Source organism: Streptomyces sp. UC4497, assembly GCF_054871485.1.
The window spans coordinates 566,311-589,477 of the sequence record NZ_JBTYHB010000001.1 but is presented as its reverse complement, the minus strand read 5'-3'; the positions used below and the strand labels follow the sequence as shown (position 1 = coordinate 589,477).

Genomic DNA, 23,167 nt, shown 5'->3' with positions numbered 1-23,167 from the left:
TGGGCCTGTCGACTGGATCAGGCAGGCCGGACCCGGCTAGAAGGTGATCTCGAGCCCGATGACGGGATGTCGGCGGTGGCGTCCCGAGATCGCGGAGTACCAGTCGCCGATGCGCGCCATCACGTACTTCTGACGCAACAGAGCACCCGCCTTCTTCGTCCCCTCCTTGTCCAGCACCCGACCGGTTCCCGTGACCCGTACGGCGTCCGGGGCCACGCGACCGCGGACATCGCAGACGGCGACCTCGGCCCGGGAGTCACGGCGCAGCCGCTTGACCTTCCAGGCATCGGCCGCGCTGCGCACACAGAGCCGGTCACCGTCCATGGCGTGCCAGACCGGAGTGGCTCTCGGTGTGCCTTCCTTGCGGTACGTGGTGAGACTGACGTAGCGGGCGCGCTGGAGCGCGGCGAGTGTGGCGGGGTCGAGTGAGGTCACAGGGGGACGGTACCGGGAGGAGGGTGCCAGGTGCCCCTCGGAGTCAGCAGCCGGTGAGCATCCGGGTCGGGCGACCCGGACCAGGCCCACGTCACGGACGAGACCTGTTCCGTCTCCGGTATCACGAGCGCCACGGAGGCGATGCTGAGGCTTCTGGAGACCGACCCTAGTCCCGAGGACGCCCGGGAGCGCAGTTCACCAAGTGGCGACTGTCATGTCACGAACGTGTCCTGAACACGATCATGAAGCAACTGGGGCAACCACACCGCTGTCTGAAGGGATAGAAAGCAACACGGGCGAACACCCGCCCCGTTCAATCGCCCGTCGCTCACCAGGAGCGATGGCCCCACGCGGAGGACACCAGAATGCGCACTCGGAAGATCTCGGCACTGACGCTGACCGCAGTGGCCCTCGGACTGTCGCTGACGGCCTGCAACGGCAGCGGCTCCGACAATTCCTCCTCCAGCGCGCCCTCCGGTGCGTCTTCCAGCGCGTCTTCCTCCGCGAGCAGTTCGGCGGAGACCGCGACCTCCTCGCAGCCCGATGCGACGCAGGGCACGTCCTCGGGCACCCCCGCCGCCAAGTCCGACGCGAAGTGCACCGACCAGATCAACTACGCGGGTGACCCGCGCTCCAACGCCGAGATCAACTCCATCGGCGCGGACACCGGCACCTGCCCCGAGCCCCAGAAGTCCGACAAGCCGTCCGGTACCCCGAAGGACCCCGGCACGAAGTGCACGGACCAGATCAACTATGTAGGTGACTCGCGCCCCAACGCGGAGATCAACTCCATCGGCGAGGAGACGGGTTACTGCCCGCCGGTCAAGCAGAACTGACCTGACACCGTGAGCTGCGTGGCGGATAGGCGCCGTGGCGCCAACCCGCCACCGTAAAGCAAGTACCGCACGAAGCACAGTAGTTGACACTCTTCCCAGCTCTCGGAGCGCACCCCCGCCCCCGATGGTTCCAGGAGAAGAGGCAACTATGGCAAGAGGTACCGCGCGACGCGGCGCGGCCCTGCTGTCGGCCGGGTTGGCGTTCGCGCTGCTGCCCGCCGACGGCGCGCACGCCGCGCCGGACCACGTGAGACCCCAGTCCACGAAGGCCGCCCGCGCCGCTCACACCGTGACACTGGTGACCGGGGACAAGGTGACCGTGACGGACATCGGCGGCGGACAGCGGACCGTCGACGTCAAGAGGCCCCAGGGCGCCACCGGCCTCGTCCGTACGCAGGTCACCGACGGCAAGATACGTGTCGTGCCGGACGAGGCCGCCCCCTACCTCGCCTCGGGGAAGCTCGACGCCCGGCTGTTCGACGTGAGCGGGCTCATCGAGCAGGGCCTCGCGGACACCAAGGCCGACGCCACCCCGCTCATCGTCACCTACGGAGGCAAGAGCGCGCGCAGCGCCGCCGCCCCCAAGGGCGCCGACCGCACCCGCAAACTCGGCAGCATCGGCGGCGCGGCCCTCGACGCCGACAAGGGCCGCACCTTCTGGAACGACCTGACCAGCAAGGGCAGTTACACCGACGGCATCGGCAAGGTGTGGCTCGACGGCCGGGTCGAGGGCGCCATGGAGGAGTCCAACGCCCAGATCGGCACGCCAAAGGCATGGGATGCGGGGCTCACCGGCAAGGGCGTGAAGGTCGCCGTCCTGGACACCGGGTACGACACCACGCACCCCGACCTCGCCTCCCGCGTGAGTGACTCGAAGTCCTTCATCGAAGGGCAGGAGGTCGCCGACCGGGCAGGTCACGGCACGCATGTCACGTCGACCGTCGGCGGATCCGGCGCCGCGTCCGACGGCAAGGAGAAGGGTGTCGCGCCCGACGCCACGCTCGCCGTCGGCAAGGTGCTCAGCGACGAGGGCTACGGCACCGAGTCCGAGATCATCGCCGGCATGGAGTGGGCGGCCAAGGACATCAAGGCCAAGGTCGTCTCCATGAGCCTCGGCTCCGACACCGGCAGCGACGGCACCGACCCGATGGCTCAGGCCGTCAACTCCCTCACCGCCGACACCGGCGCGCTCTTCGTCATCGCCGCGGGCAACGCCTACAGTCCCGGCACCATCGGCTCGCCCGGCGCCGCCGACTCGGCGCTCACCGTCGGCGCGGTCGACGTGGACGACGAGCGGGCCTCGTTCTCCAGCCAGGGCCCGCGCCTCGGCGACGACGCCCTCAAGCCCGACGTCTCGGCCCCCGGCGTGGACATCCTCGCGGCTCGCTCCTCGCTGGTGGACGGCTCCGGCAGCTACACCACCATGAGCGGTACGTCGATGGCGACACCGCACGTCGCCGGTGTCGCCGCCCTCCTCGCGCAGGCCCACCCCGACTGGACGGCGGCGCAGCTCAAGAACGCGCTGATGTCGTCGTCGAAGCAGCTCTCCGACTCCGCGTACGCCATCGGCTCCGGCCGGGTCTCCGTCCCCGACGCGATCGCCGCGAAGGTCACCGCGACGGGCAGCGCCGACCTCGGCTCCTACCGCTGGCCGTACGACAGCAACAAGCCGGTCACCAGGACCCTCACGTACTCCAACTCCTCCGACAGTGCTGTGGACTTGGAGCTGGCGGTGCAGGGGAGTGCCGACGGCGTCGCCAAGCTCGCCGACTCCAAGCTGACCGTGCCCGCGCACGGCACCGCCTCCACCACCGTCACCGGCGACGGCTCGAAGGCCGCCGTCGGCACCAACAGCGGGCAGATCGTGGCTAGTTCGGGCGGTACGGCCGTCGCGCACACCGCCTTCGGGCTGGTCAAGGAGAAGGAGCGGTACACGCTCACCGTCCATGTGAAGGACCGGGACGGCAAGCCGGCCGCAGCCGACCTCATGTACCAGCAGCTCGCCAAGGACACACTGCCGCAGTCGGCCACGGTCGACGCGTCCGGCACGGTCAAGCTGCGGCTGCAGCCAGGGACGTACTACCTGGACTCGTTCCTGGACGTCCGCGGAGGCCACGGCAAGGACTCCCTCGGCAAGGCCTATCTGTCCGACCCCGAGGTGAAGGTCGACGGGGACCGTGAGATCACCCTCGACGGCACCAAGCTGCGTGAGGTCGCCACACGTGTCCCCAAGGACACCGACCCGCACCAGACACTCGTGCAGTACGACCGCAAGGCGGGCGGCACCGACGTGTTCGGCATGGTGCTGCTGCCCATCAAGTACGACACGCTGTACGCCCTGCCCACCCGCCCTGTGAGCGACGGCAGTTACGCGTACCGCACCACCTGGCGCGAGGCCCAGCCGCGCATCACCGTCGACGGTGTCGACGAGGTGTGGGAGCAGCCCGGCTCCACGCTCGTCGAGGGTGACAGCAGGCTCGCGCTGGTGAACGCGGGTGCCGGTGCCCCCGCGGACTACACGGGCAAGAACGTGACCGGCAAGGGCGTCCTCGTGCACATCGACGGCACCCGCACCCCGGCGCAGATCGCGCAGGCCGCCCAGGACGCGGGCGCCAAGGCGCTGTTCCTCACGGACGACGAGGCCGGCCGCCTGAACACCCTCTTCTATAACGACGACAACACGGACCGGCCGCTGCAGATCGCGAGTGTCACCAACGTCGACTTCGCGCGGCTGCTCGCCAAGCAGAAGCGCGGCGAGCGCATCAGGATGACGGGCGTCGCCAACTCCACGTACTCCTACGACCTGTCGAAGGGCTACAAGGGTGCGATCCCGGACCGGAGCCTGCTCTTCGCGCCGGACTCCAAGGACCTCGCCACCGTCGACACCACCTTCTACGGTGCGAAGAAGGCCGCGGGCAGCGAGTTCCGGTACTCGGTCGACCCGTCCTTCGCGGTCGCGGGCGGCTTCCAGGAGCGGTACGACTTCCCGGGGCACCGCACCGACCATGTGTCCGTCGAGCCGGACCAGAAGTGGCACGAGTCCGTGAACCTCGGCTCCCTGGAGGAGCGCAGCGGCCTGGTGTCCTACCGGCCTGGCAGGCACACCGAGTTGAACTGGTTCAAGCCTGTCTGGCACCCCTACGGCGGCAGCGGTCTCGGCTGGGGCCAGCAGCGGAGCGGCGACATGCTCCGCTTCAACATCCCCGGCTGGGGGGACTCGGGCCCCGACCACACCGGCTTCGGCGACCCGTACAGCCCGGAAGCCGGCATGACGCAGTCCACCGAGGCCTTCGTGAACGGTGAGAGCGCGGGCCGACGCACGGGCAGCACCGCCCAGTTCAGTGTCACCGACGGCTCCGAGCAGCCGTTCAAGCTGGTCACCGACACGGAACTCGACCCCGCCGTGTGGGGCATCCGCAGCACCTCGCACAGCGAGTGGACGTTCCGCTCGGGCACCACACCGGACGACACGTACACGTTCCTGCCGCTGATCAACCTCAACTACGACATCGACACGGACGTCGCCGGAAAGGTCCGTTCCGGCGAGCGCCTGCCCATCGGCCTGTCCGCCGAGTACGTCAAGGACGCGGCCGGCACGGGCACCATCGGCGGCGGCACCCTGAAGGTGTCGTACGACGACGGCAAGACCTGGAAGTCCGTGTCCCTCACCGGCGGCGGCGCTTCCTGGAAGGGCACGCTGAACGTGCCGCGCGATGCCACCTCACTGTCGCTGCGCGCGACGGCGAAGGACGACAAGGGCGGCTCGGTGTCGCAGGAGCTCGTTCGGGCGGCGGCCGTGAAGTAGGCCGCTGAGCGCGGCGGAAGGAGAGCGGCGGCCCGGTGCGGAGACACCCCGTGCCGGGCTTCGCCGTTCCTGCACCGTGAGAATCCGCCATTGCCAAGATCCGTTCACCGGGCAAGCATTCCCCGTCCGTCCGGAAGGGAGCGCGTCTCGTGTCACGCCGCTGGATCCTCGTTCTGCTCAGCGCCGTCCCGGTCGCCGGGTCGTTGATCGTCGTCAATACCGAGCGGCCCTACGTCCTGGGTCTGCCGATGGTGGTGTTCTGGGCCGCCCTGTGGGTGGTGCTCACCACCGTCGTCATGGCCGTCGTGTACGCCCTCGATCCCGCGAACCGCGAGCCCGATGAACAACAGGCCCCGGAACCAGGCGAGTTCACCGGTGACGTAGCCTCCGAAGGAGTCGCCCGATGAACACCGCCCTCGCCATCCTCGGCAGCGCGTTCGTCCTCGTACTCGTCCTCGGACTGCTCGCCCGGCGCGGCCGCACCATGGACCTCGAACAGTGGTCCGTCGGCGGGCGCGGGCTCGGCAGTCTGCTCGTGTTCCTCCTCGCCGCCGGCGAGAACTTCACCACGTACACCTTCCTCGGGGGCAGTGGCGGCGCCTACTCGATGGGCGGGCCGATGATCTACATGTTCTCGTCGATCTGCTACGTCGTCTTCTACTGGCTGGCCCCGCCGATCTGGGCGTACGCCCGCCGCCACAAGCTGCTCACCGCCCCGGACCTGTACGCGCACAAGTACCGCTCGAAGGGGTTCGGCGTGCTCACCGCCGTCGTCGGCGTGGTGTCCCTCGTGCCCTATCTGGTGCTGCAGCTCAAGGGGCTCGGCATCATCGTCCACGAGTGCTCGTACGGGCGGATCCCGCAGGGCGCCGCCGTGTGGATCGGGGTCGCCGTCATCGCCGTGTACGTCACGGTGTCCGGGCTGCGCGGCACCGCCTGGAACGCCATCATCAAGGACACGCTGATGCTCGTCCTTGTCGTGGGACTCGGGCTGTATCTGCCGATCCACTACTACGGCGGGCTCGGTGACATGTTCCACGCGCTGTCCGCCGCCCACCCGCACTTCCTGACACTCCCGGACCACGGGTACAGCGTGTGGTGGTACATCTCCACCAGCCTGCTGTTCGCCCTCGGCATCTGTACGTGGCCGCACATGATGCCCGGCATCCTGGCGGCCCGCAGCGCCAAGGCGCTGCGCCGCAACGCCGTGATCACACCCGCGTACCAGATCGTCCTGGTCATGGTCCTCGTCATCGGGTTCACCGCCGTGCTCAAGGTGCCGGGTCTCAAGGACGGGGACCTCGCGCTGCTGTCGCTCGCCAAGGACGCGCTGCCGCCGTGGCTGGTCGGGCTCGTCGGGGTCGCGGGCATGCTCGCCGCGCTCGTCCCGGGTGCCATGCTGCTGCAGTCCGCCGCGATGCTGGTCGCGAAGAACATCTACCAGACGGCCCGCCCCGCCACGAGCGAGCGGACCGTCGGGCGGCTCAGCCGTCTCCTCGTGCCGGTGCTCGCGCTCGTCGCCGCCGTGCTCACCTTTCGCGGCGGCGAGGCCATCGCGATGCTGCTGATCATGGCGTACGGGTTCGTGGTCCAGCTCTTCCCGGTACTCGTCACGTCGATGTGGCGGCGCAATCCGGTCACCACCGCCGGCGCCTGGGCCGGTGTGTGCACCGGCGTCGCCATCGTCAGCTGGACGACGCTCACCGATGCCACCAGCGCGAGCCTGCTGCCGTGGGCGCCGCGGCCGGTGCAGGACCTCGACGTGGGTGTCGTCGCCATGGTCGCCAACATTCTCGTACTCGCCGTCGTCAGCGCTGCCACCCGGCACCGCGCCGGACACCGGGACGACACCCGCCCCGCCACCGCCGCTGCCACCGTCCCGGAAGGAGCCGCCCTGTGACCACCACGGACACCACGGCCACCGCACCCCTCGTCCTCGGCGACCGGCCGCTCACCCTCGACGACCTCGTCGCCGTCGCCCGCCACCACCGGCCCGTCGCACTCGGCGCGGCAGCCGAGAAGGCCATGGGGCCGAGCGCCGCATGGATCGCGCGGCTCACCGACGACATGACCGAGGGCGAGGCCGCGCGGCCCGTCTACAGCGTGAACACCGGCTTCGGTTCGCTCGCCGGACGGCAGGCCTTCGAGACCGCGGAGGACGCCGTCGAACTGTCCCGCCGACTCATCGTCTCCAACGCCTGTGGCGTCGGCCGGCACTGCGGCGAGGACGTCGTGCGCGCCACCATGCTGATCCGCGCCTCCAGCCTGGCGCGCGGCTACTCCGGCGTACGCCCCGACGTCGTGCACACCCTGCTCGCCATGCTCAACTCCGGTGTCCACCCGGCGATCCCTGAGTACGGTTCGCTCGGCGCCAGCGGCGACCTCATCCCGCTCGCCCACCTCGCCCTCGCCCTCAGCCGCCCTGCCGGTGACATCGACCCCGACGAGGACAGCGGACTCGCCCATTACGAGGGCGAGTTGACCAGCGGTCGCGCCGCGATGGCCACCGCCGGGATCGACCGGCTCGCCCTCGGCGCCAAGGAGGGCCTCGCCCTCACCAACGGCACCTCGTACTCCACCGCGCTGTGTGCACTCGCCCTCGCCGACGCGGAGAACCTCCTCGCCACCGCCGAGGTGACCGCCGCGATGAGCATCGAGGCGCTGCTCGGCTTCGGCGACGCCTTCCTGCCGCAGCTGCACGAGGCCCGCGGCCACCCCGGGCAGATCGCGACGGCGGCCCGGCTGCGTCAACTCCTCGACGGCAGCGCCTTCGTCGACGGCGCCGCCGACACCGATCCCGTACGTCAGCCACCCCAGGACGCGTACTCGCTGCGGTGTGTGCCGCAGGTGCTCGGGCCGGTGCGGGACACCCTGGGCTTCGTCCACGGCATCGTCGAGACGGAACTCAACGCCGCCACCGACAACCCGCTCGTCGTGCCCGGTCTGCCGCGCGACCTCAAGGCCGTATCCGGCGGCAACTTCCATGCCCAGTACCTGGCGTTCGCCTCGGACTTCCTGTCCATCGCGGTCACCGAGATCGGGTCGATCGCCGAGCGCCGCCTGTTCCGGCTCAACGACGGCACACTCAACCGCGGGCTGCCCGACATGCTCGTCGACGGCGAGAAGGTCGGCATGGACTGCGGCTACATGCTGCCGCAGTACCTGGCCGCCGCCCTGGTGTCCGACTGCAAGACACTCGCGCACCCGGACAGCGTCGACTCCATCCCCACCTGCTCCAACCAGGAGGACCATGTCTCGATGGCGTCCAACGCGGGGCGACACGCCCGCCAGGTCGTCGCCAATGTCGAGGGGGTCGTCGCCACGGAACTGTTGATGGCCGGACAAGCACTTGAGCTGCGGCTCGCCGAGCAGGGGAGTGGCCCGGAGGCCCTCGCCCCCGCCACGCGCGCCGCCCTCGACCGGCTGCGCGCCACACCGGCCACCGACGGGCGGCCGATCGACCACCTGACCCGTGACGTCGTGCTGTACCCGAGGGTGCACGCGGCGCTCGACCTCGTCAGGTCCGGGGCGGTCGTGGACGCGGTGACCCAAGTGGGCTGATCTGTACGGGGGTTGCCCGGGCGGTACGTACCCGGGCGTTCCTCGGCGTCACACATCGAGGACCAGTCGTTCCCCCTGGCACCGCGATACGCAGATCATCATGACGTCGCCCGCGGCCCGCTCCTCCTCGCTCAGGAGCTGGTCGCGGTGGTCGGGTTTGCCGCCGATCACCGGTGTCTCGCACGTCCCGCACACACCCTCGCGGCACGAGGTGAGCGTGCGCACGCCGGCCTGCGTCAGGGCGTCGACGATGGACTGCCCGGCGCCCACCTCGATCTCCTGCCCGTCGGCGGTCTCCACCGTGAACGGCCGGTCGCCGCCCCGTGCGGGGCCCTCCGGCGCCGCGGTGAAGCGTTCGAGTGTCAGCTGCGACTGAGGGCGCGCGTCGGCGTACTCCTGCACCGCGGCGAGCAGCCCTGCCGGGCCGCACGCGTACACATGGGCGTGTGCCGCGCCCATGCCGTCGAGCTCCGCGGCGAGGTCCGCGATGCCCGAGACATCATCGCGGTGCAGGCGCACCCGGTCGCCGTACCGGGTGAGTTCCTCGGTGAACGCCATGCTCTCCGCGCTGCGTCCCAGATACAGCAACTGCCAATCGGCACCCGCTCGTTCGGCCGCCGCGAGCATCGGCAGGATCGGCGTGATGCCGATGCCACCGGCGACGAACACCAGCCGTGGTGTGTCCAGGTCCAGGTCCAGCGCGAAGTTGTTGCGGGGAGCGCTCACCAGCAGGGTGTCGCCCGCCTCGACCCGGTCGTGCAGATATGCCGAACCGCCCCGGCCGTCGGGCTCCCGCAGCACGGCGATCCGCCAGCAGGCCTCCTCCGTCCCCGAAGAAAGTGAGTACTGCCGGACCAGGTCCCGGGACAGGACCACATCGATATGCGCTCCGGGCGTCCACGCCGGAAGCGACCCGCCCTCGCGCGCGGCCAGCACCAGGGAGCGCACCCCCGCGGCCTCGGAGCGTGTCTCCTTCACGGTCACGGTCAGGTGCTCCTGTGCAGGCATGCTTCCTCCATGTCGTCCTCTATCTCCGTGTGAACCGCATCGTCAAAAACCCGGCCGCACGCGGCAACAGCGGTTCTCAGCAGGTGATAACGCCCGTGTCCGGCGCACGGCCCGCCGGTCTACCGTGCCTGCCACCACCGAGCCGCATCAGGAGGCCAGATGTCCGCCCCGGCCGACACCCCCGTCGCACACCTCGCCGACGACCCCTACGACGACGCCCACCTCACCGACCCGTACCCGCTGTTCACGCGGATGCGCGACGCGGGGCCCGCGGTGTGGCTGGAGCGCTACGGGGTGCATGCCTTCACGCGGTTCGCGCAGTGCCGGGAGATCCTCACCGACCACGAGACGTTCCTCTCGGGTGCCGGGGTCGGGCCGCGCAACTACCACCAGGAACCCCCGTGGAAGCCGGCCGGCATCCTGGACTCCGATCCGCCGACGCACACGCCGCTGCGCACCGCCATGTCCGGGGTCATCTCCCCGCGCAACGTGCGTGCGCTGCGCCCCGCGTTCCGTGCCTACGCCGAGAAACTCGTCGACGAACTCCTGGACAAGCGGGAGTTCGACGCGGTGACCGAGATGGCGGAACTGTTCCCCATCGAGGTCTTCGGCAACGCCGTCGGCATCCCGCGCGAGGGCCGCGCCGAGAACCTGCTCCCGCACGGAGCCATGAACTTCTCCGCCTTCGGCCCCGAAGACGCCCGCTACGCCGAGTACTTCGCCGCCGGCGAGCACACCGTCGACTGGGTCATGGAGAACTGCGCCCGCGAGAACCTGACACCCGAAGGGCTCGGCGCGCAGATCTGGGAGTACGCCGACCAGGGCGTGATCACCGGTGACGAGGCGACCCGCCTGGTGCGCGCGCTGCTGTCGGCGGGACTCGACACCACTGTGCTCACCCTCGGTAACACCATGAGGTGCCTGTCCGCCAACCCCGACCAGTGGGGACTGCTGCACGCCGACCCGAAGTTGACCCGGTTCGCCGTGGACGAGGCGCTGCGCCACGAGTCACCGTTCCAGTCCTTCTTCCGCACCACCGCGCGCGACGTCGACTTCCACGGTGTCCGCATCCCCGAGGACACCAAGGTGGCCCTGTTCACAGGGGCCGCCAACCGCGACCCGCGGCGCTTCGGCGAGGACGCCGACGCCTATCGGATCGAGCGGGACGCCTCCGGGCACCTGGCGTTCGGCTTCGGTATCCACCAGTGCGTGGGCCAGCCCATCTCGCGGCTGGAGGCGGAGGTCCTGATCGGTGAACTGGCCCGCCGGGTGCGGACGGTGGAGCCGGCCGGTGACGCGGTGCCGTTCCTGCACAACACGCTGCGCGGCTGGAAGCACCTGCCGGTACGGGTCACTCCGGCGTGAGTGCGCCCGCCCCACGCTCCAGGATCTCCGCGAGGCGCGCGCCCGCCGCCCGCAGTTGGGCGCGGGCCTGACGCCGCCAGGTCGGCCCGCACCGCGGTTCGGGCCCGGCCACGGTCAGCGCGCACACCACCTCGCCCATCGCGGTCACCGGCACCGCGACGGCGACCGCGCCCTCGTTCAGCTCGCCCTGCGAGATCAGGAAGCCGCTCGCCCGGATGCCCTCCATTTCCCGTGCCAGGCGGGCCCGGTCGGGCGTGCGGTCCGTGATCGTACGCATCGGCCGGCCGAGGACCCGGTCGATCACCGGGGGCGGTGCGTGGGCCAGCAGGATGCGCTGACCCGCCCCCGCGTACAACGGCAGCAGCTGGTTGATCCGGAACGCCATACGGAACTCGTGCGGTGACTGGGTCTGGCGCAGACACATCGCCTGCGACCCGACCCGTACGGTGAGTACGGCAGTCTCCCCGGTGCCGTCCGTCAACTCCTGCAACAGCGGGTGCCCGAGCTCCACGAGCCGGGTGTGCGTCAGATGCTGCCCCGACAGTTCCAGCAGCCGCCAGCCGGGTGCGTACGTGCCCGAACGCTCCTCCACCAGGTCCAACTCCCGCAACGTGCGCAGATATCGGTACACCGTGCTCACCGGTATCCCCGCGTCGGCCGCGATCTGCTCGACGCGGGTCTCCCCGGACTCGGCGACGCTCATGAGCACCTTCAGGCCACGCTGGAACGACACACCTGCACCGGACGCCGCGGGGCGCGCGGGTGGCGGCGTCGCGGCGGAATTGCGCGGAACAGCCCTGGTCAACTGCCTTCTCTCCTCGGACCGGTGTGCCGGTCGGTGGGCCCGGTCGGCGGCGTCGCCAGCGTAGATCAGGCGGCCCGTTCGAACCAGGTCCCGTAAAAACCGATCCTAGCGGCGCTAGACAATCGAGCGGCAGCAGAGCTAGCGTTGTTTCATCATCTAGCGGCGCTAGATCCTAATAGGGGTCCGCGCCCTGAGGGGGAGTCACCATGACCGTGGAGCTGAATCACACCATCGTTCCTTCCCGTGACCCGCAAGCCTCGGCGCAGTTCTTGGCCAACATCCTCGGCCTGCGTGTCGACCCGCCGTTGGCGCACTTCACGCCGGTCGCGCTCGCCAACGAAGTCAGCCTGGACTACGACCAGTTGGACGACTTCGAGCCGCACCACTATGCGTTCATGGTCAGTGAGCGGGAGTTCGATGCCGCCCTCGCGCGCATCCGGCGCGGCGGGGTCACCCACTACGGCGATCCGGCGTGCCAAGAGGTCGGGCAGGTCTATCGCAGCAAGCGCACCGAAGGCCGCAGGGGCACCTACTTCCACGACCCCGACGGGCACCTCATGGAGATCCTCACCCGGGGCGGCACCGGATCGTGAGACCGACGCCGGCCCACTCCGGCCGATTCCCCACCCCGGACCGAACGCCAACCGCCCCAGACCGAACGTCAAGGAGAGGAACCATGTCACTGAAGCGCGTCAACACCGTCCTGACCACCGTCATCACCCTGTTCGTTCTCTACCTCGGGCTGTCCTTCATGCTGATCCCCGAGACGTCCGCTCCGGGCGTCGGCCTGCCGACCTGGCCCTCCGGTGACGGCGGCGGTTTCCTCGTCATGAAGGGCCTGCGCGAATTCGCGATGGGCCTGGTCCTCGGCGTCCTGCTGGTGACGGGCCACCGCCGCGCCCTCGGCTGGGTCCTACTGATGGAGGCCGTCGCCCCGTTCGGCGACATGATCAACGTCCTGACCCACCACGGCACCGTGGCCGCCGCGGTCGGTATCCACGGCCTGACCGCGGCGTTCATCGCGGTCACCGGCCTGCTGGTCCTGCGCGAGACCAGCAAGCCCCGCAAGGTTCCCGCCCCGGCGTCCGCCGCACAACCGGCCTGACGGCCGCACCTCCGAGGGGCGGCTTGCAGCGACTAGCCCGCGATGGTCACCGTCCGCCCCGTCCGCGCCGACTCGTACGCCGCCGCCACGATCCGCACCGCGCGCAGCCCGGCCTCGCCGTCGGTCACAGACGTGGGTCCCTCGCCGAACAGGAAGGACCGCAGCATCAGCGCGTCCAGGTCGACGCCGTACGGGAGTTCCACGGGCGCCCGCGCCGTCTCGCTGAAGCCGTGCACCTTCTGGTCGAAGGCGTCCATCTCCAGCGCCGCCCGCTCGCCCACGATCTGCATCGAGAGCCCGCCCCACGCCGGATGGTGCTGCGGCTGACTCCAACTGCAGTCGAGCGTGAGGACGGCCCCGTTCGCGTACGTCACCGTGAGCAGGCCCGCCGTCTCGACCGCCGCTCGGCCCTCGTACAACAGGTTGTTCGTCTGCGCGTAGACGGAGCGCGCGGGGGAGCCGTCGAAGAGGTCGTCGAGGAGGTCCGCGACGTGCACGGTGTGGTCCATCACGGCGCCGCCGCCGGAGAGTTCGGGATCGGTGAACCAGCGGCTCCGCGCGCCCGGCATGTAGCCGTTGTTGGCGCCGGCCACCGTGAGCACCTCACCCGTCGTGCCCGCCCGTACCGCCTCGCGCACCGCGAGATAGGCCGGGCTGAACCGCACCGGGTGCGCCACTGCGAGCCGCACACCGGCGGCCCGGCACGCCTCGACCATCGCCGCGCCGTCCTCGGGCGTCGTGGCGAGCGGCTTCTCGCACAGCACATCGACGCCGTGCGCGGCCGCGCGTTCGACCAGTGCCCTGTGCCGCACGTTCTCCGAGCAGACCACGACCTTGTCGGGCCCCCACGCGAACAACTCCTCATACGTATCGACGTAGTTGACGCCGATCCGGGACGCGAAGTCCTTCCCCCGCACCTCGCCCGGCGCCGCGAGATCAGTGTCGGGGTCGGCCGCGAGCACCTCCACCCCGTCCATCGCGGCGAGCTGCCGCGCGAACCCGCCCGCGTGCACATGCGCGAACGACAGCACACCCACCTTCAAGCCCCGCACACCCTTCACAGCCCGGCCTCCTCGGTCACCTTCAGTTCGACGGGCTCGCCCGTACGCGCGGACTCGGCGGCGGCGCACGCGATCCGCACGGCCTCGACGCCGTCGCGCGCCGTCACGCGGGGCGCGGGACCGCCCTCGACGGCCGCGGCGAACTCCCGCAGCTCCGTCAGATACGGGCTCTCGGTCATCGGACTGCCCGGAATCCCCTCACCGGCCCGGCGCGCCCCCTGCGCCAGCACCCGGAAGCCGACGTGCGCGGTGGAATCGTGCTCCAGGATCCCGCCGGGCCCCGCGACCCGGAACGTCGTCCGGAACGGCAGATCGGGCTGCCCCCACACCCCCAGCACATGACTGACCGCACCGGAGGCGTGCGTGAGGACCGCGGTCCCGGTCGCCACGTCCCCCGCGACCGCGCCCGCGTCCTGCTTGCCGCGCACCTGCGCGTGCACCCGCACGAGGTCACCGGCGAGCAGCCGCGCGAAGTCCAGGTCGTGGACCATCTGGTCGACGAGAATGCCGCCCGACAGCGCGGGGTCGGAGAACCACGGCGCCCACGCGGGATAGCACCCGGACCGCGTGAACCGCAGCACCGCCGGAACCCCGATCTCCCCGGCCGCGACCGCACCGGCGAGCGCCGCGTACGCAGGGAAGTACCGCACGACGTGAGCGGGAAACAGCAACACCCCCGCCGCCCGCGCCGCGTCGGCCATCTCTTGCGCCCCGGCGACATCGAGCGAGAGCGGCTTCTCGCACACCACGTGCTTGCCCGCGGCGACCGCGTCGAGGACGAGCTGCCGGTGCGTATACGTAGGGGTGCACACGTCGACGACGGTGCACCGGTCGAGGAGTTCGGGGAGGCTCTGCACGGCCGTCACGTCGAACTCGGCGTATTTGGCGGCAAGTTGCTCCGCATGTCCGTCGGTGGACAGGACCGTGACGCGCGCGCCCAGGGCGGTCCAGGCGGGCAGATGGGCACGGGCGATACCGCCGGCGCCGATCAGGCCCACGTCGAGGCGTGCCATGAAGCTCCTTTGCTGAGGGGGCGGTTCGTCCTTCTGGTCAGCCCTTCGTGCCGCTCTGGGCGATGCCCTGCACGAAGTGCCGCTGAAGGAAGAGATAGAGGACGATCATCGGCAGGCTCGCGATCAGCGAACCGGCCATCATCACCGGATAGTTGGTCTCGAACTGCCCCTCCAGGGAGGTCAGTCCGGCGCTGATCGGCATCTTCGCCGGATCCGTGTTCACGACGAGCGGCCACAGCAGGTCGTTCCACGACCACATCGCCGTGATCACCGCGAGCGCGGCCAGGGCGGGGCGGATCAGCGGCAGCATGATCGACCAGAAGATGCGGAAGGGGCCAGCGCCGTCGATGCGCGCCGCCTCCTCCAGCTCCCGGGGCAGGGAGAGGAAGAACTGCCGCAGCATGAACGTGCCGAAGGCGCTGAACATCCCGGGCAGGAACAGCGCGGGCGGCGAGTTCAGCAGGCCGAGCCGCTGGATGATGTCGTACTGCGGCAGGATCAGCAGCGAGGACGGGACGAGCAGTACCGACAGGAACAGCGCGAACAGCACGTTCTTGCCGCGGAACCGCATCCGCGCGAAGGCGTACGCGGCGAGCGAGCAGAACACCAGCTGCCCCACGGTGCGGCCGACCGTGTTGATGAGGCTGTTGCCGAGCATCTCCCCGTAGGGCAGTGCCGTGAACACCTCCTTGAAGGAGCCCCAGTTCCACTGCTGCGGCAGGAACGTCGTCGGTACGTGCACGGCTTCCGGGAGCGTCTTCAGCGCCGTGAGCAGCTGCCACAGGAACGGGAAGACCATCACGAGCGCGCCGAGCGAGAGGAGCGCGTGCGTGGCGACGGAGCCGCCGTTCACGCGGCGCAGCGAGTCACGCATAGTGCACCCACTTCTTCTGGAGCCGGAACTGGAGGAACGTCAGGGCCGCCGTGAGCAGCATCAGAAGGAAGGCCAGGGCCGCCGCGGCGCCCTGGTTGTTCTGCTGGAACGCCCACTGGTAGAAGAGGCTGACGACGGACTGCGTGGACCCGAGCGCCGGGTTCATGGGGCTCATCATCACGTAGATGAGGTCGAACATCTGGAGCGAGTTGATCACGCAGATGACGGCGGCGAAGAAGATGCTCGGGCTCAGCAGCGGGATCGTGATGGTGAAGAACCGGCGCACCGGGCCCGCCCCGTCCAGCTCGGCGGCCTCGTAGTAGTCCTGCGGAATGCCCTTGATCCCCGCGATGAAGATGATCAAGTAGTAGCCGACGCTCTGCCACACGGCGACGACCCCGATCGCCCACAGCGCGGTCGACGGGTCCGAGGCCCAGAAGTGCCGCGACACACCGAACCACGACAACACCTCGTTCAGCAGGCCGAAGTTGCCGTTGTAGAGCCAGTTCCACACCAGGCCGACGGCGACCGGGAGCGTCACGAACGGGATGAAGTACAGGGCCCGGTAGACGGCGACGCCGCGCAGACCGCGCCGGTTCAGCAGGGCCGCGACGGCGATCGACAGCGGCAGCGTGAGCAGCCCGATCGCCCCGTACAGGAGCGTGTTGCCGATGGCCCGCCACACGGTGACGTCCTGCAGCACGCGCGCGTAGTTCTCTCCGCCGGTCCACGTGTTGCCGCCGAACGGTCCGAAGTGGGTGAAGCTGAAGCCGAAGGTCTGAAGCATCGGCCAGAGGTAGAACAGCAGGAAGCCGAGCCCGATCGGCGCGATGAAGACGTACGCGGCCTTCTGAGTGCGGGAGTTGGGCCCGCGCGTGGTGCCCTCGCGCCCCGCCTTCGTACGAGGTTTCCTGCTGCAGCCCTCCGCCTCCGCGGCGGCCGTCGACGGGAACACGGCCATCAGTTGTCCTCCTCGTCGAGCGCCCGGTCCATCTGCTTCGCGAGCGTGCGGGCTGCGCCCTCGATGCCGCCCTTGCCGCTGAACGGCGCTCCGAGCAGCAGATACTCGAGGTCCTCCCAGACGGCCGTGTTCCGTGAACTCGGATACGGGGACGCGTAGTCGACCATGTCGAGGAAGCAGCGCAGGTCGAACTCGGGCATCGACTTCAGCCAGGCGTCCTGCGTCCCCGCGTACGACGGGATGGTCACGCCGCCCTCGGCCTGGATCCCGCCCGTCCGGCTCCGCGCCATGAAGTCCACGAACTTCCAGGCCGCCTCCTGCTTGCGGGACTTGGCGCTGATGCAGTTCGCGAGGCCGTGGATGACGGTCGCCCGCTCCCGCCCCTTCGGCAGCACCGCGACGCCGCCGTGGTCCTTGATGGCGGGCGTCCCGTACATGAACGAGGCCATCGACGACAGGTCGTAGTTCATTGCCACCTGCTCCGACAGATACAGATTGCGCGCCCGGACCTCCGACATGGCACTCTGCGGCGGCGACCAGCCGCGGTCCACCAGGTCGGTCCAGAAGCGCAGCCCTTCGATGGAGCGCGGATCGGCGAACCCGGAGCGGCCGTCGCGCAGCACGTAGCCGCCGGCGCCGAAGATCGTCGGATAGAACTTGATCTGTCGGTCCATCTCGGCGGCGATCCCGTAGACCCGCCGCTTCGGATCGGTCAGCTCGCGCGCGGCGTCGCGCAGGTCGTCCCACGTCCAGGAGGAATCCGGGTACTTCACGCCGGCCTTGTCGAAGAGCTCCTTGTTGTACCAGAGTCCGATCGTGTCGAAGTCCTTCGGCAGCCCGTACTGCCTGCCGCCGTACTTGTAGATGTCGACCAGTGCCTCGGGATGCTTGCCGACCGGCGTGCGGGCACGGGCGATGTGCTCGTCGAGCGGCACGAGCGTGCCATTGGCTGCGTACAGCTTGATGTTCACGGCGTTCATCCAGAACACGTCGGGCGCGGTGCCGCCCCGCATCGCCGTGCGCAGCGTCGTCCAGTAGGAGTTCCACGGGGTGAGCTGGATCTCCACGGAGATGTCCGGGTTCGCGCGCTCGAAGGCCCGGATGACCTGCCGCATGCCGGGGACCTGGGCCGGGTCCCACATGCCGTACGAGAGCGCGGTGCGGCCCGCGCCGGTGGCGGCGGTGGGATCGCCGCCGCTCGCGCTGCAGCCGGCGGCGAACGGGGTCGCCGCGAGGGCACCGGCGAGAAGACTTCTCCTGCGCATGCGCGCCTCCGGTCGGTAGGTGTGCGGGAGGTGTCAGTGGGCGGGGGACGACGGGCGCGAAGCCCCCGCCCCGTCGAGCAGACGGGTGTCCGCCTCGTCCAGGGCGTGGCGGACCGCGCCGAGTGCCACGCCCTCGCGGCCCAGGGCGCTGACCGCGATGCGGGGGACGTGGAGGGTCAGGGGGGAGAGGTGGGCGGCGAGGAGGGGGCCCAGGGGGTCGCCGACCGGGGACAGGGCGCCGGACAGGACGAGGAGTTCGGGGTCCAGGGCGAGGACGAGGGCGGCGATGCCGGGTGCGACCCCGGCGAGGTAGCGGTCCAGGACGGCGAGGGCCTTCGGGTGCTCGGCGCGGACGGCGCGTGCGAGCGCGTCGGTCTCCGATTCGCCGGGCAGCCGGTCGCCGTCCCAGCCGAGCGCGTCCCCGGCCTCGTTCAGGCCGAGTTGCGGCAGGATGCCCAGCTCGCCCGCGCCACCGCGGCGCCCTCGGTGCAGGCGCCCGTCGATCATCACGCCGCACGAGATGCGCCGCCCCACGAGCACGCACGCCACGTCGTCCGCGAGTTCCGCGGCGCCCTGCCAGTGCTCGGCGAGCGTCGCCAGGTTTACGTCGTTCTCGACCAGGACCGGGCAGGGGAGTTCGTCCGCGAGGCGGCGCGCCAGGTCCAGGTCGGTCCAGTCCGGGACGATCACCGAGCGGATCCGGCCGGTGTCGTCGACCATGCCCGGCACGCCGATGCCGACGGACCACACGTCGTGCGGGCCGAGCCTGTGGTCGGCGAGGAAGGCGCGCAGCCTGGTGCGCAGCAGCTCGATGCGTTCCGCGCCGGTCAGGTCCGCGGGGAAGTCCTCGCGGTGGCGCGCGACGATCTCGCCGTCCAAGCGGGCCAGAAGCAGCACCAGCTTCTTGAGGCCGATGTCGACGCCGACGACGTGCCCTGCCTCGGCCCGGAACCGGAGGCGGCGCGCGGGCCGCCCCGGGGAGCGTACGGCGGGCGGCGCGGTCGTCTCCGCGATCCAGCCCTGTGCGGTCAGTTCCTCTACCAGGGCCTCGACCGTGGGCCGGGACAGGCCGGTGGAGCCGGTGAGCCGGCTGACCGTCTGCGGGCTCTCCTGGCGCAACGCCCGCAGCACCACAGCGGTGTTGAGTCCGCGAAGGGCCGCGAGGTCGTGCCCGCGCGCCCGGTCGTGCCCCGCCATGGACTGTGCCTCCGCCGCGTCGTCGGTGTCGTCGATGTCGTCGGTCCGGTTGTGCAGGACTGTTGCATAGGGGCGGAGGGCGGGGAACCCCGTGCGTACGAGAATTTTGCAGAAGTCCTGCGGATTGGGGTGGGGTTGGGATGGGGGCTACAGGCGTTCCACGGCGCGGAATGCGGAGAGGCGGGCCAGTAAGCGGCGTGCGGGGGGTGTCAGTTCGCCCACCGGGAGGGTCTCGCCTCCGTTCAAGCGGCCGATCAGCGCGCCCAGTTCGCGCGCAGTCATGCCGGTCCGCGTCACGTGTCCGCACGCCGCGACCAGGCGGTGCCCGCCGGCCGGCATCCACACCACGCGCTCCGTGGCCCGCACCGCGTCGTCGTCGGTGAAGTAGCCGGGCCGGGTGGGTGCAGGGGCCGGGCGCAGGCCGCCGTCCGTGGCGTGCCGCAACACCTCGTGGGCCAGGCGCCGTTGGAGCGGCGCGGGTCGGGCCTCTCGGCGGAGGTGGTCGAGCGCCGCGGCGAGGGCAGGGGGCAGGGTGTCGGGCAGGTCGTCGGGCGTCTCGCCGTGCGGTACGAGGGTGTCGACGGCGCCCCACGTCCCGTGCGGGGAGGAATGGCTGATGAGCGGCGAGGGGGCGCGCGGGACGGAGATGCGCACGGTCGTGGCGGGGGAGCGGGGCACGTGGACGGTGTGCTCGTGGTCGGCGGGCCAGTAGAGCAGGTCGCCCGGGACCGTGGTGGCCGTCCAGTGTCGGTCCCCGGGGCCTGTGAGGTGGAACCGCGGGCGGCCGTGGAGGACGTAGAGGAACGTTGCTGCGCGGTGGTGGGAGGGCGAGGGGCGTGGTGGCGGCTCGGGCGTTCCGTGGCACAGCGTCGTGCCGATGGGTGCCAGGGGCTGGCCGACCGCGTCCCACAGGCCGGCGAGGAAGGTCCGCTCCCTGGCCCACAGCGGATGGTGTCCCGCGTGCAGCTGCCGGACGACGAGGGCGAAGGGGGTGTCGCTCAACTGTCGTGCCAGGCGGCGGTCGTAGGCCGCGAAGGAGCCGTCCTCCGGCCGGGGCAGGAGATCACCGGGGTCGCTGAGGAGGCGCGTACCCACCGCGAACCGGACCCGTTCGTCCGTGTCCGCCGTGGTGTGGTGTGCGGCGGCGACGGCGCTCTCGAAGACCTCGTGGGGGTTGAAAGGCGCGGTTCGTTCTGGAGTGCGGACCGGGCGGAGCAGCGCGGGCCGGCGGTCCCAGTGGTCCGCCGCGAGGCGTTGCCAGTCGACCGACCGGCCGACGGGTCCGAGGACGTCGATCGGGGTGGTGGCGCCCGCCGTCACCGGTGCGGGTCCGGGGACGTGACCGCGAGGGCCCGCGAACGGCACAGCTCGCGGAGCACACCGTGCAGCTGGGGGGAGCGGTCGGACAGCCCCGATGCGCGGGCCAGGTCGGCCACGGTGGTGTCTTGGTGTGTCGTGCGCAGGCAGCCGAGTACGCGGTCGGCCGCGCGTCCCCGCACCCGCCAGACATGTCCGTTCGCCGCCCACAGCGCGTCGTCCGTCCCGGTGGCGACCCGGATGATCTCGCCGATGCGCAGTAATCGGTGGCGGGAGGTGAGGGGCACGGCGGGGCGTGGCGCGGGCGCCGGGTTCAGGCCCGCGGCGGAGCGCAGCCCGGCCCAGTGGGCGAGCAGGTCCCGCTCGGTGTCCGGATCGGCGAGGGTGTCCGTGAACAGGCGGGCGGAGTCGGTGAGTCGGGTCGGTACCGCCAGTCGACCGTCGGCGCGCGTGGGCAACGGATGGGGGAGCGTCACGGGGGTGTCCGGGCGCGGACTGCGTCTTCGCATCAGCCCGCTGACGGTGTCCAGGACCGGCGGCAGGGCCGAGGCCGTCCGGGCGGGCACACTCACCCGGAGCGTCGTGCACGGTCCCGTACGGTGATCGAGGTGTCGGCTCCCGGCGGGCCAGTGCACCAAGTCACCGGCACTGGCCCGGAGTTCGTACTCGGTCCCGGTGTGTTCGGGGCGCACCCGTACGGTCAGCTCGCCGTCGACGACCCAGGTGAGGGACGCGGCGCCGGGGTCGCCCGCCTCGGTGGCGGAGTGGTGCCGGTCGCCGACGGCCAGCTCCGCGGTCACCGGGACCGCGGGCCACCCGACGTACTGCCAGAGCCCGGCGAGCGCGTCCCGTACCCGTGACCACGCCGAGAAGTCCCGGTGCAGCGGATCGGCGGCGGTCAGCAGCCAGCCGTCGCCGCCGAGCTGGGGCGCGGAGGCGAGGCGGGCGACGTAGCCGTCGAGGTTCCGGTCGGCGGGGCCGGGCAGCAGGGGACCCGGTTCGCACAGCACACCGTCGGCCGTGGCCAGTTGCAGGGGTACGGGATCCGGCTGTGCGGCCGCCGCCAGGAGGAGTGCGTGGGCGTCGGCCGGGTCGAGGCCCGGCGTCGGGGCGTCGGGGACGACCACCGGCTCCCTGGCCCAGTGTGTCTCGGCGAAGCGCCGCAGGGCGGGCGTGCGGGCCGCGGTCCTGCGAGCGGGGGTGTGCCTTGACTTCATCGGGTGGGGATCTCCTCGGTCCCACGTGGGGGTGGCGCCGGGTCGCGACCCTGCCAGAGCGCTTCGTGCTTCGTCAACGCTTTGCGGAGAACCCGTGAACACACGCGGGGAGGGAGAGGAGGGGCGTGACGTCCAGGGGGCGGGTGGCGTCGGAAAGGTGTGGGTCTTGTGAATTGGCGGGTTCCCGCTTGCCGGAATACGCGACTCCGCCCCATTTGGGCAGGCGGGGCGCATGGCAAGGTGGGCGCGCTCGTGTCACATGTCCAAGAAAGGCCCCTCATGCCCCTCGCATTGTTCCGCCGTAAGAGCGCCGGTTCCGCAGGGCGGGGTGGCGGACCCGTCCACTCCATGCCGCAGGGTGCGGGCGGCGTGCACTGCGAGGTGACCGACCCGTTCGGTCAGCCCATGCCGGGCGCCGATGTCACGGTGACTCAGTCGCAGACCGGCCGCGTCTCGGTGAAGGCCACGACCGACCCCTTCGGCCGGCTCTTCGTCACGCTGGAACCCGGCCGCTACAGCGTCCTGATAGCCGCCGAGGGTCTGGAGCCGTTCCAGCAGACGGTCGAGGTCGTCGCGGGCGAGACACTGCCGCTCACCGGGATCCAGCTGCACGTCGGCCGCTCGCCGGAGCTGCCGCAGCCCGGCACCTGGATGTTCGACCCGCCGCACACCGCGATCCGCTTCATCGCGAAGCACGTCGGCATGGCCCACGTCCACGGTCGCTTCACGCGCTTCGAGGGCGGCATCCAGATCGCGCCCGACATGGCGGACTCGCGGGTCGACGTCCGCATCGACGCCGCGTCGATCACCACGGGCAACAACACCCGTGACAACCACCTGCGCTCCGCCGACTTCCTGGATGTCGAGAACTACCCGTACATCCACTTCAGCTCGGACCGCTTCATCTACCGGGGCGGCTCCAAGTGGACCGTCCAGGGCGCGCTCACCATGCACGGCGTGAGCCGCACGGTCGACCTCGAAACGGGCTACCTCGGCGTCGTCAACGGCGGCTACGCCGAGGAACTGCGCTGCGCGGCCCTCGCCACGGCGGAACTCCACCGCGAGGACTACACGCTGAACTGGCGCACCATGCTCGCCAAGGGCATCGCGGTCGTCGGCCCCACGGTCAAGCTCGAAATGGACCTCCAGGCGATGTACCGCAGCGAGGACACGCCGACGCCGCCGGAGTAGGCGCGCCGGCCTGCGGGCCGCCCGGCCCCGGCCGTCCGCCTCCGGCGTCATGACACGAGTGTGCGTGACGGGATCCGGACCGTCACGCACGAAACCGCCGCCCGGCCGCCCGCCTGGCCGGGCAAGCGCTACGCTCGTAACGCATAACTCA

At 70.7% G+C, this 23,167-nt stretch carries 20 protein-coding genes; 9 read left to right on the top strand and 11 right to left on the bottom strand.

The genetic code is table 11. The features are described 5' to 3' along the window. Nucleotides 1-36 precede the first annotated feature (36 nt). Nucleotides 37-435, bottom strand: coding sequence for a PPOX class F420-dependent oxidoreductase (locus ACYSUO_RS02645; protein WP_461774333.1), 399 nt, complete (start codon nucleotides 433-435; stop codon nucleotides 37-39). A gap of 365 nt (nucleotides 436-800) precedes the next feature. On the opposite strand from ACYSUO_RS02645, the gene ACYSUO_RS02640 reads away from it, so the two are divergent. From ACYSUO_RS02640 to ACYSUO_RS02620, 5 genes are all read left to right on the top strand, one after another. Continuing rightward, nucleotides 801-1,271 carry a hypothetical protein gene (locus tag ACYSUO_RS02640; RefSeq protein WP_461774332.1) on the top strand — a complete coding sequence of 157 codons (471 nt, stop codon included), beginning with the start codon at nucleotides 801-803 and terminating at the stop codon, nucleotides 1,269-1,271. A 148-nt stretch (nucleotides 1,272-1,419) separates the two neighbouring features. Then, nucleotides 1,420-5,076 carry a S8 family serine peptidase gene (locus ACYSUO_RS02635; protein WP_461774331.1) on the top strand — a complete coding sequence of 1,219 codons (3,657 nt, stop codon included), beginning with the start codon at nucleotides 1,420-1,422 and terminating at the stop codon, nucleotides 5,074-5,076. Between the two features lie 149 nt (nucleotides 5,077-5,225). Continuing rightward, the gene (locus tag ACYSUO_RS02630; protein WP_461774330.1) at nucleotides 5,226-5,483 is read left to right on the top strand and encodes a DUF3311 domain-containing protein; all 258 of its coding nucleotides are present in this window, start codon (nucleotides 5,226-5,228) and stop codon (nucleotides 5,481-5,483) included. Beyond that, the gene (locus ACYSUO_RS02625) at nucleotides 5,480-6,976 is read left to right on the top strand and encodes a sodium:solute symporter family protein (protein WP_461774329.1); all 1,497 of its coding nucleotides are present in this window, start codon (nucleotides 5,480-5,482) and stop codon (nucleotides 6,974-6,976) included. Before ACYSUO_RS02630 ends, ACYSUO_RS02625 begins: the two co-directional genes overlap by 4 nt. After that, nucleotides 6,973-8,637, top strand: a complete 1,665-nt coding sequence (locus ACYSUO_RS02620; RefSeq protein ID WP_461774328.1) for an HAL/PAL/TAL family ammonia-lyase — start codon at nucleotides 6,973-6,975, stop codon at nucleotides 8,635-8,637. Before ACYSUO_RS02625 ends, ACYSUO_RS02620 begins: the two co-directional genes overlap by 4 nt. A 48-nt stretch (nucleotides 8,638-8,685) precedes the next feature. On the opposite strand, the gene ACYSUO_RS02615 is transcribed toward ACYSUO_RS02620, so the two are convergent. Beyond that, nucleotides 8,686-9,645 (bottom strand): PDR/VanB family oxidoreductase, encoded by a 960-nt coding sequence (locus ACYSUO_RS02615; protein ID WP_461774327.1) that lies wholly within the window; start codon nucleotides 9,643-9,645, stop codon nucleotides 8,686-8,688. Nucleotides 9,646-9,804: 159 nt separating this feature from the next. On the opposite strand from ACYSUO_RS02615, the gene ACYSUO_RS02610 reads away from it, so the two are divergent. Next, entirely contained in the window at nucleotides 9,805-11,010 is a 1,206-nt protein-coding gene (locus tag ACYSUO_RS02610; protein ID WP_461774326.1) for a cytochrome P450, read from the top strand. Here ACYSUO_RS02610 and ACYSUO_RS02605 read toward each other — a convergent pair. Beyond that, entirely contained in the window at nucleotides 10,997-11,815 is an 819-nt protein-coding gene (locus ACYSUO_RS02605) for an IclR family transcriptional regulator (RefSeq protein ID WP_461774325.1), read from the bottom strand. The two genes, ACYSUO_RS02610 and ACYSUO_RS02605, sit on opposite strands and share 14 nt — an antisense overlap. Nucleotides 11,816-12,021: 206 nt before the next feature. Here ACYSUO_RS02605 and ACYSUO_RS02600 point away from each other — a divergent pair, with 206 nt between their 5' ends. Further along, nucleotides 12,022-12,408: a VOC family protein gene (locus tag ACYSUO_RS02600; RefSeq protein WP_461774324.1), complete on the top strand. Its 387-nt coding sequence runs from the start codon at nucleotides 12,022-12,024 to the stop codon at nucleotides 12,406-12,408. Between the two features lie 83 nt (nucleotides 12,409-12,491). Next, nucleotides 12,492-12,920: a DUF4267 domain-containing protein gene (locus ACYSUO_RS02595; RefSeq protein WP_461774323.1), complete on the top strand. Its 429-nt coding sequence runs from the start codon at nucleotides 12,492-12,494 to the stop codon at nucleotides 12,918-12,920. A 32-nt stretch (nucleotides 12,921-12,952) separates the two neighbouring features. Here ACYSUO_RS02595 and ACYSUO_RS02590 read toward each other — a convergent pair whose 3' ends face one another. The 8 genes from ACYSUO_RS02590 to ACYSUO_RS02555 form a co-directional block, all read right to left on the bottom strand. After that, nucleotides 12,953-13,981: a Gfo/Idh/MocA family protein gene (locus tag ACYSUO_RS02590; protein WP_461774322.1), complete on the bottom strand. Its 1,029-nt coding sequence runs from the start codon at nucleotides 13,979-13,981 to the stop codon at nucleotides 12,953-12,955. After that, the gene (locus tag ACYSUO_RS02585; protein ID WP_461774321.1) at nucleotides 13,978-14,994 is read right to left on the bottom strand and encodes a Gfo/Idh/MocA family protein; all 1,017 of its coding nucleotides are present in this window, start codon (nucleotides 14,992-14,994) and stop codon (nucleotides 13,978-13,980) included. Before ACYSUO_RS02585 ends, ACYSUO_RS02590 begins: the two co-directional genes overlap by 4 nt. Nucleotides 14,995-15,031: 37 nt before the next feature. Beyond that, entirely contained in the window at nucleotides 15,032-15,868 is an 837-nt protein-coding gene (locus tag ACYSUO_RS02580; RefSeq protein WP_461774320.1) for a carbohydrate ABC transporter permease, read from the bottom strand. Next, nucleotides 15,861-16,829: a carbohydrate ABC transporter permease gene (locus ACYSUO_RS02575; RefSeq protein WP_461774319.1), complete on the bottom strand. Its 969-nt coding sequence runs from the start codon at nucleotides 16,827-16,829 to the stop codon at nucleotides 15,861-15,863. Before ACYSUO_RS02575 ends, ACYSUO_RS02580 begins: the two co-directional genes overlap by 8 nt. Beyond that, a complete protein-coding gene (locus ACYSUO_RS02570) occupies nucleotides 16,829-18,094 on the bottom strand; it encodes an ABC transporter substrate-binding protein (protein ID WP_461774318.1) in 1,266 nt (421 codons plus the stop codon). The genes ACYSUO_RS02575 and ACYSUO_RS02570 overlap by 1 nt, the downstream gene beginning before the upstream one ends. Before the next feature lie 33 nt (nucleotides 18,095-18,127). After that, nucleotides 18,128-19,291 carry an ROK family protein gene (locus ACYSUO_RS02565; protein ID WP_461774317.1) on the bottom strand — a complete coding sequence of 388 codons (1,164 nt, stop codon included), beginning with the start codon at nucleotides 19,289-19,291 and terminating at the stop codon, nucleotides 18,128-18,130. Nucleotides 19,292-19,438: 147 nt separating this feature from the next. Then, nucleotides 19,439-20,611 carry a hypothetical protein gene (locus ACYSUO_RS02560; protein ID WP_461774316.1) on the bottom strand — a complete coding sequence of 391 codons (1,173 nt, stop codon included), beginning with the start codon at nucleotides 20,609-20,611 and terminating at the stop codon, nucleotides 19,439-19,441. Next, nucleotides 20,608-21,825: a hypothetical protein gene (locus tag ACYSUO_RS02555; RefSeq protein WP_461774315.1), complete on the bottom strand. Its 1,218-nt coding sequence runs from the start codon at nucleotides 21,823-21,825 to the stop codon at nucleotides 20,608-20,610. Before ACYSUO_RS02555 ends, ACYSUO_RS02560 begins: the two co-directional genes overlap by 4 nt. A gap of 279 nt (nucleotides 21,826-22,104) precedes the next feature. On the opposite strand from ACYSUO_RS02555, the gene ACYSUO_RS02550 reads away from it, so the two are divergent. Then, entirely contained in the window at nucleotides 22,105-23,016 is a 912-nt protein-coding gene (locus ACYSUO_RS02550; protein ID WP_461774314.1) for a YceI family protein, read from the top strand. Nucleotides 23,017-23,167 lie beyond the last annotated feature (151 nt).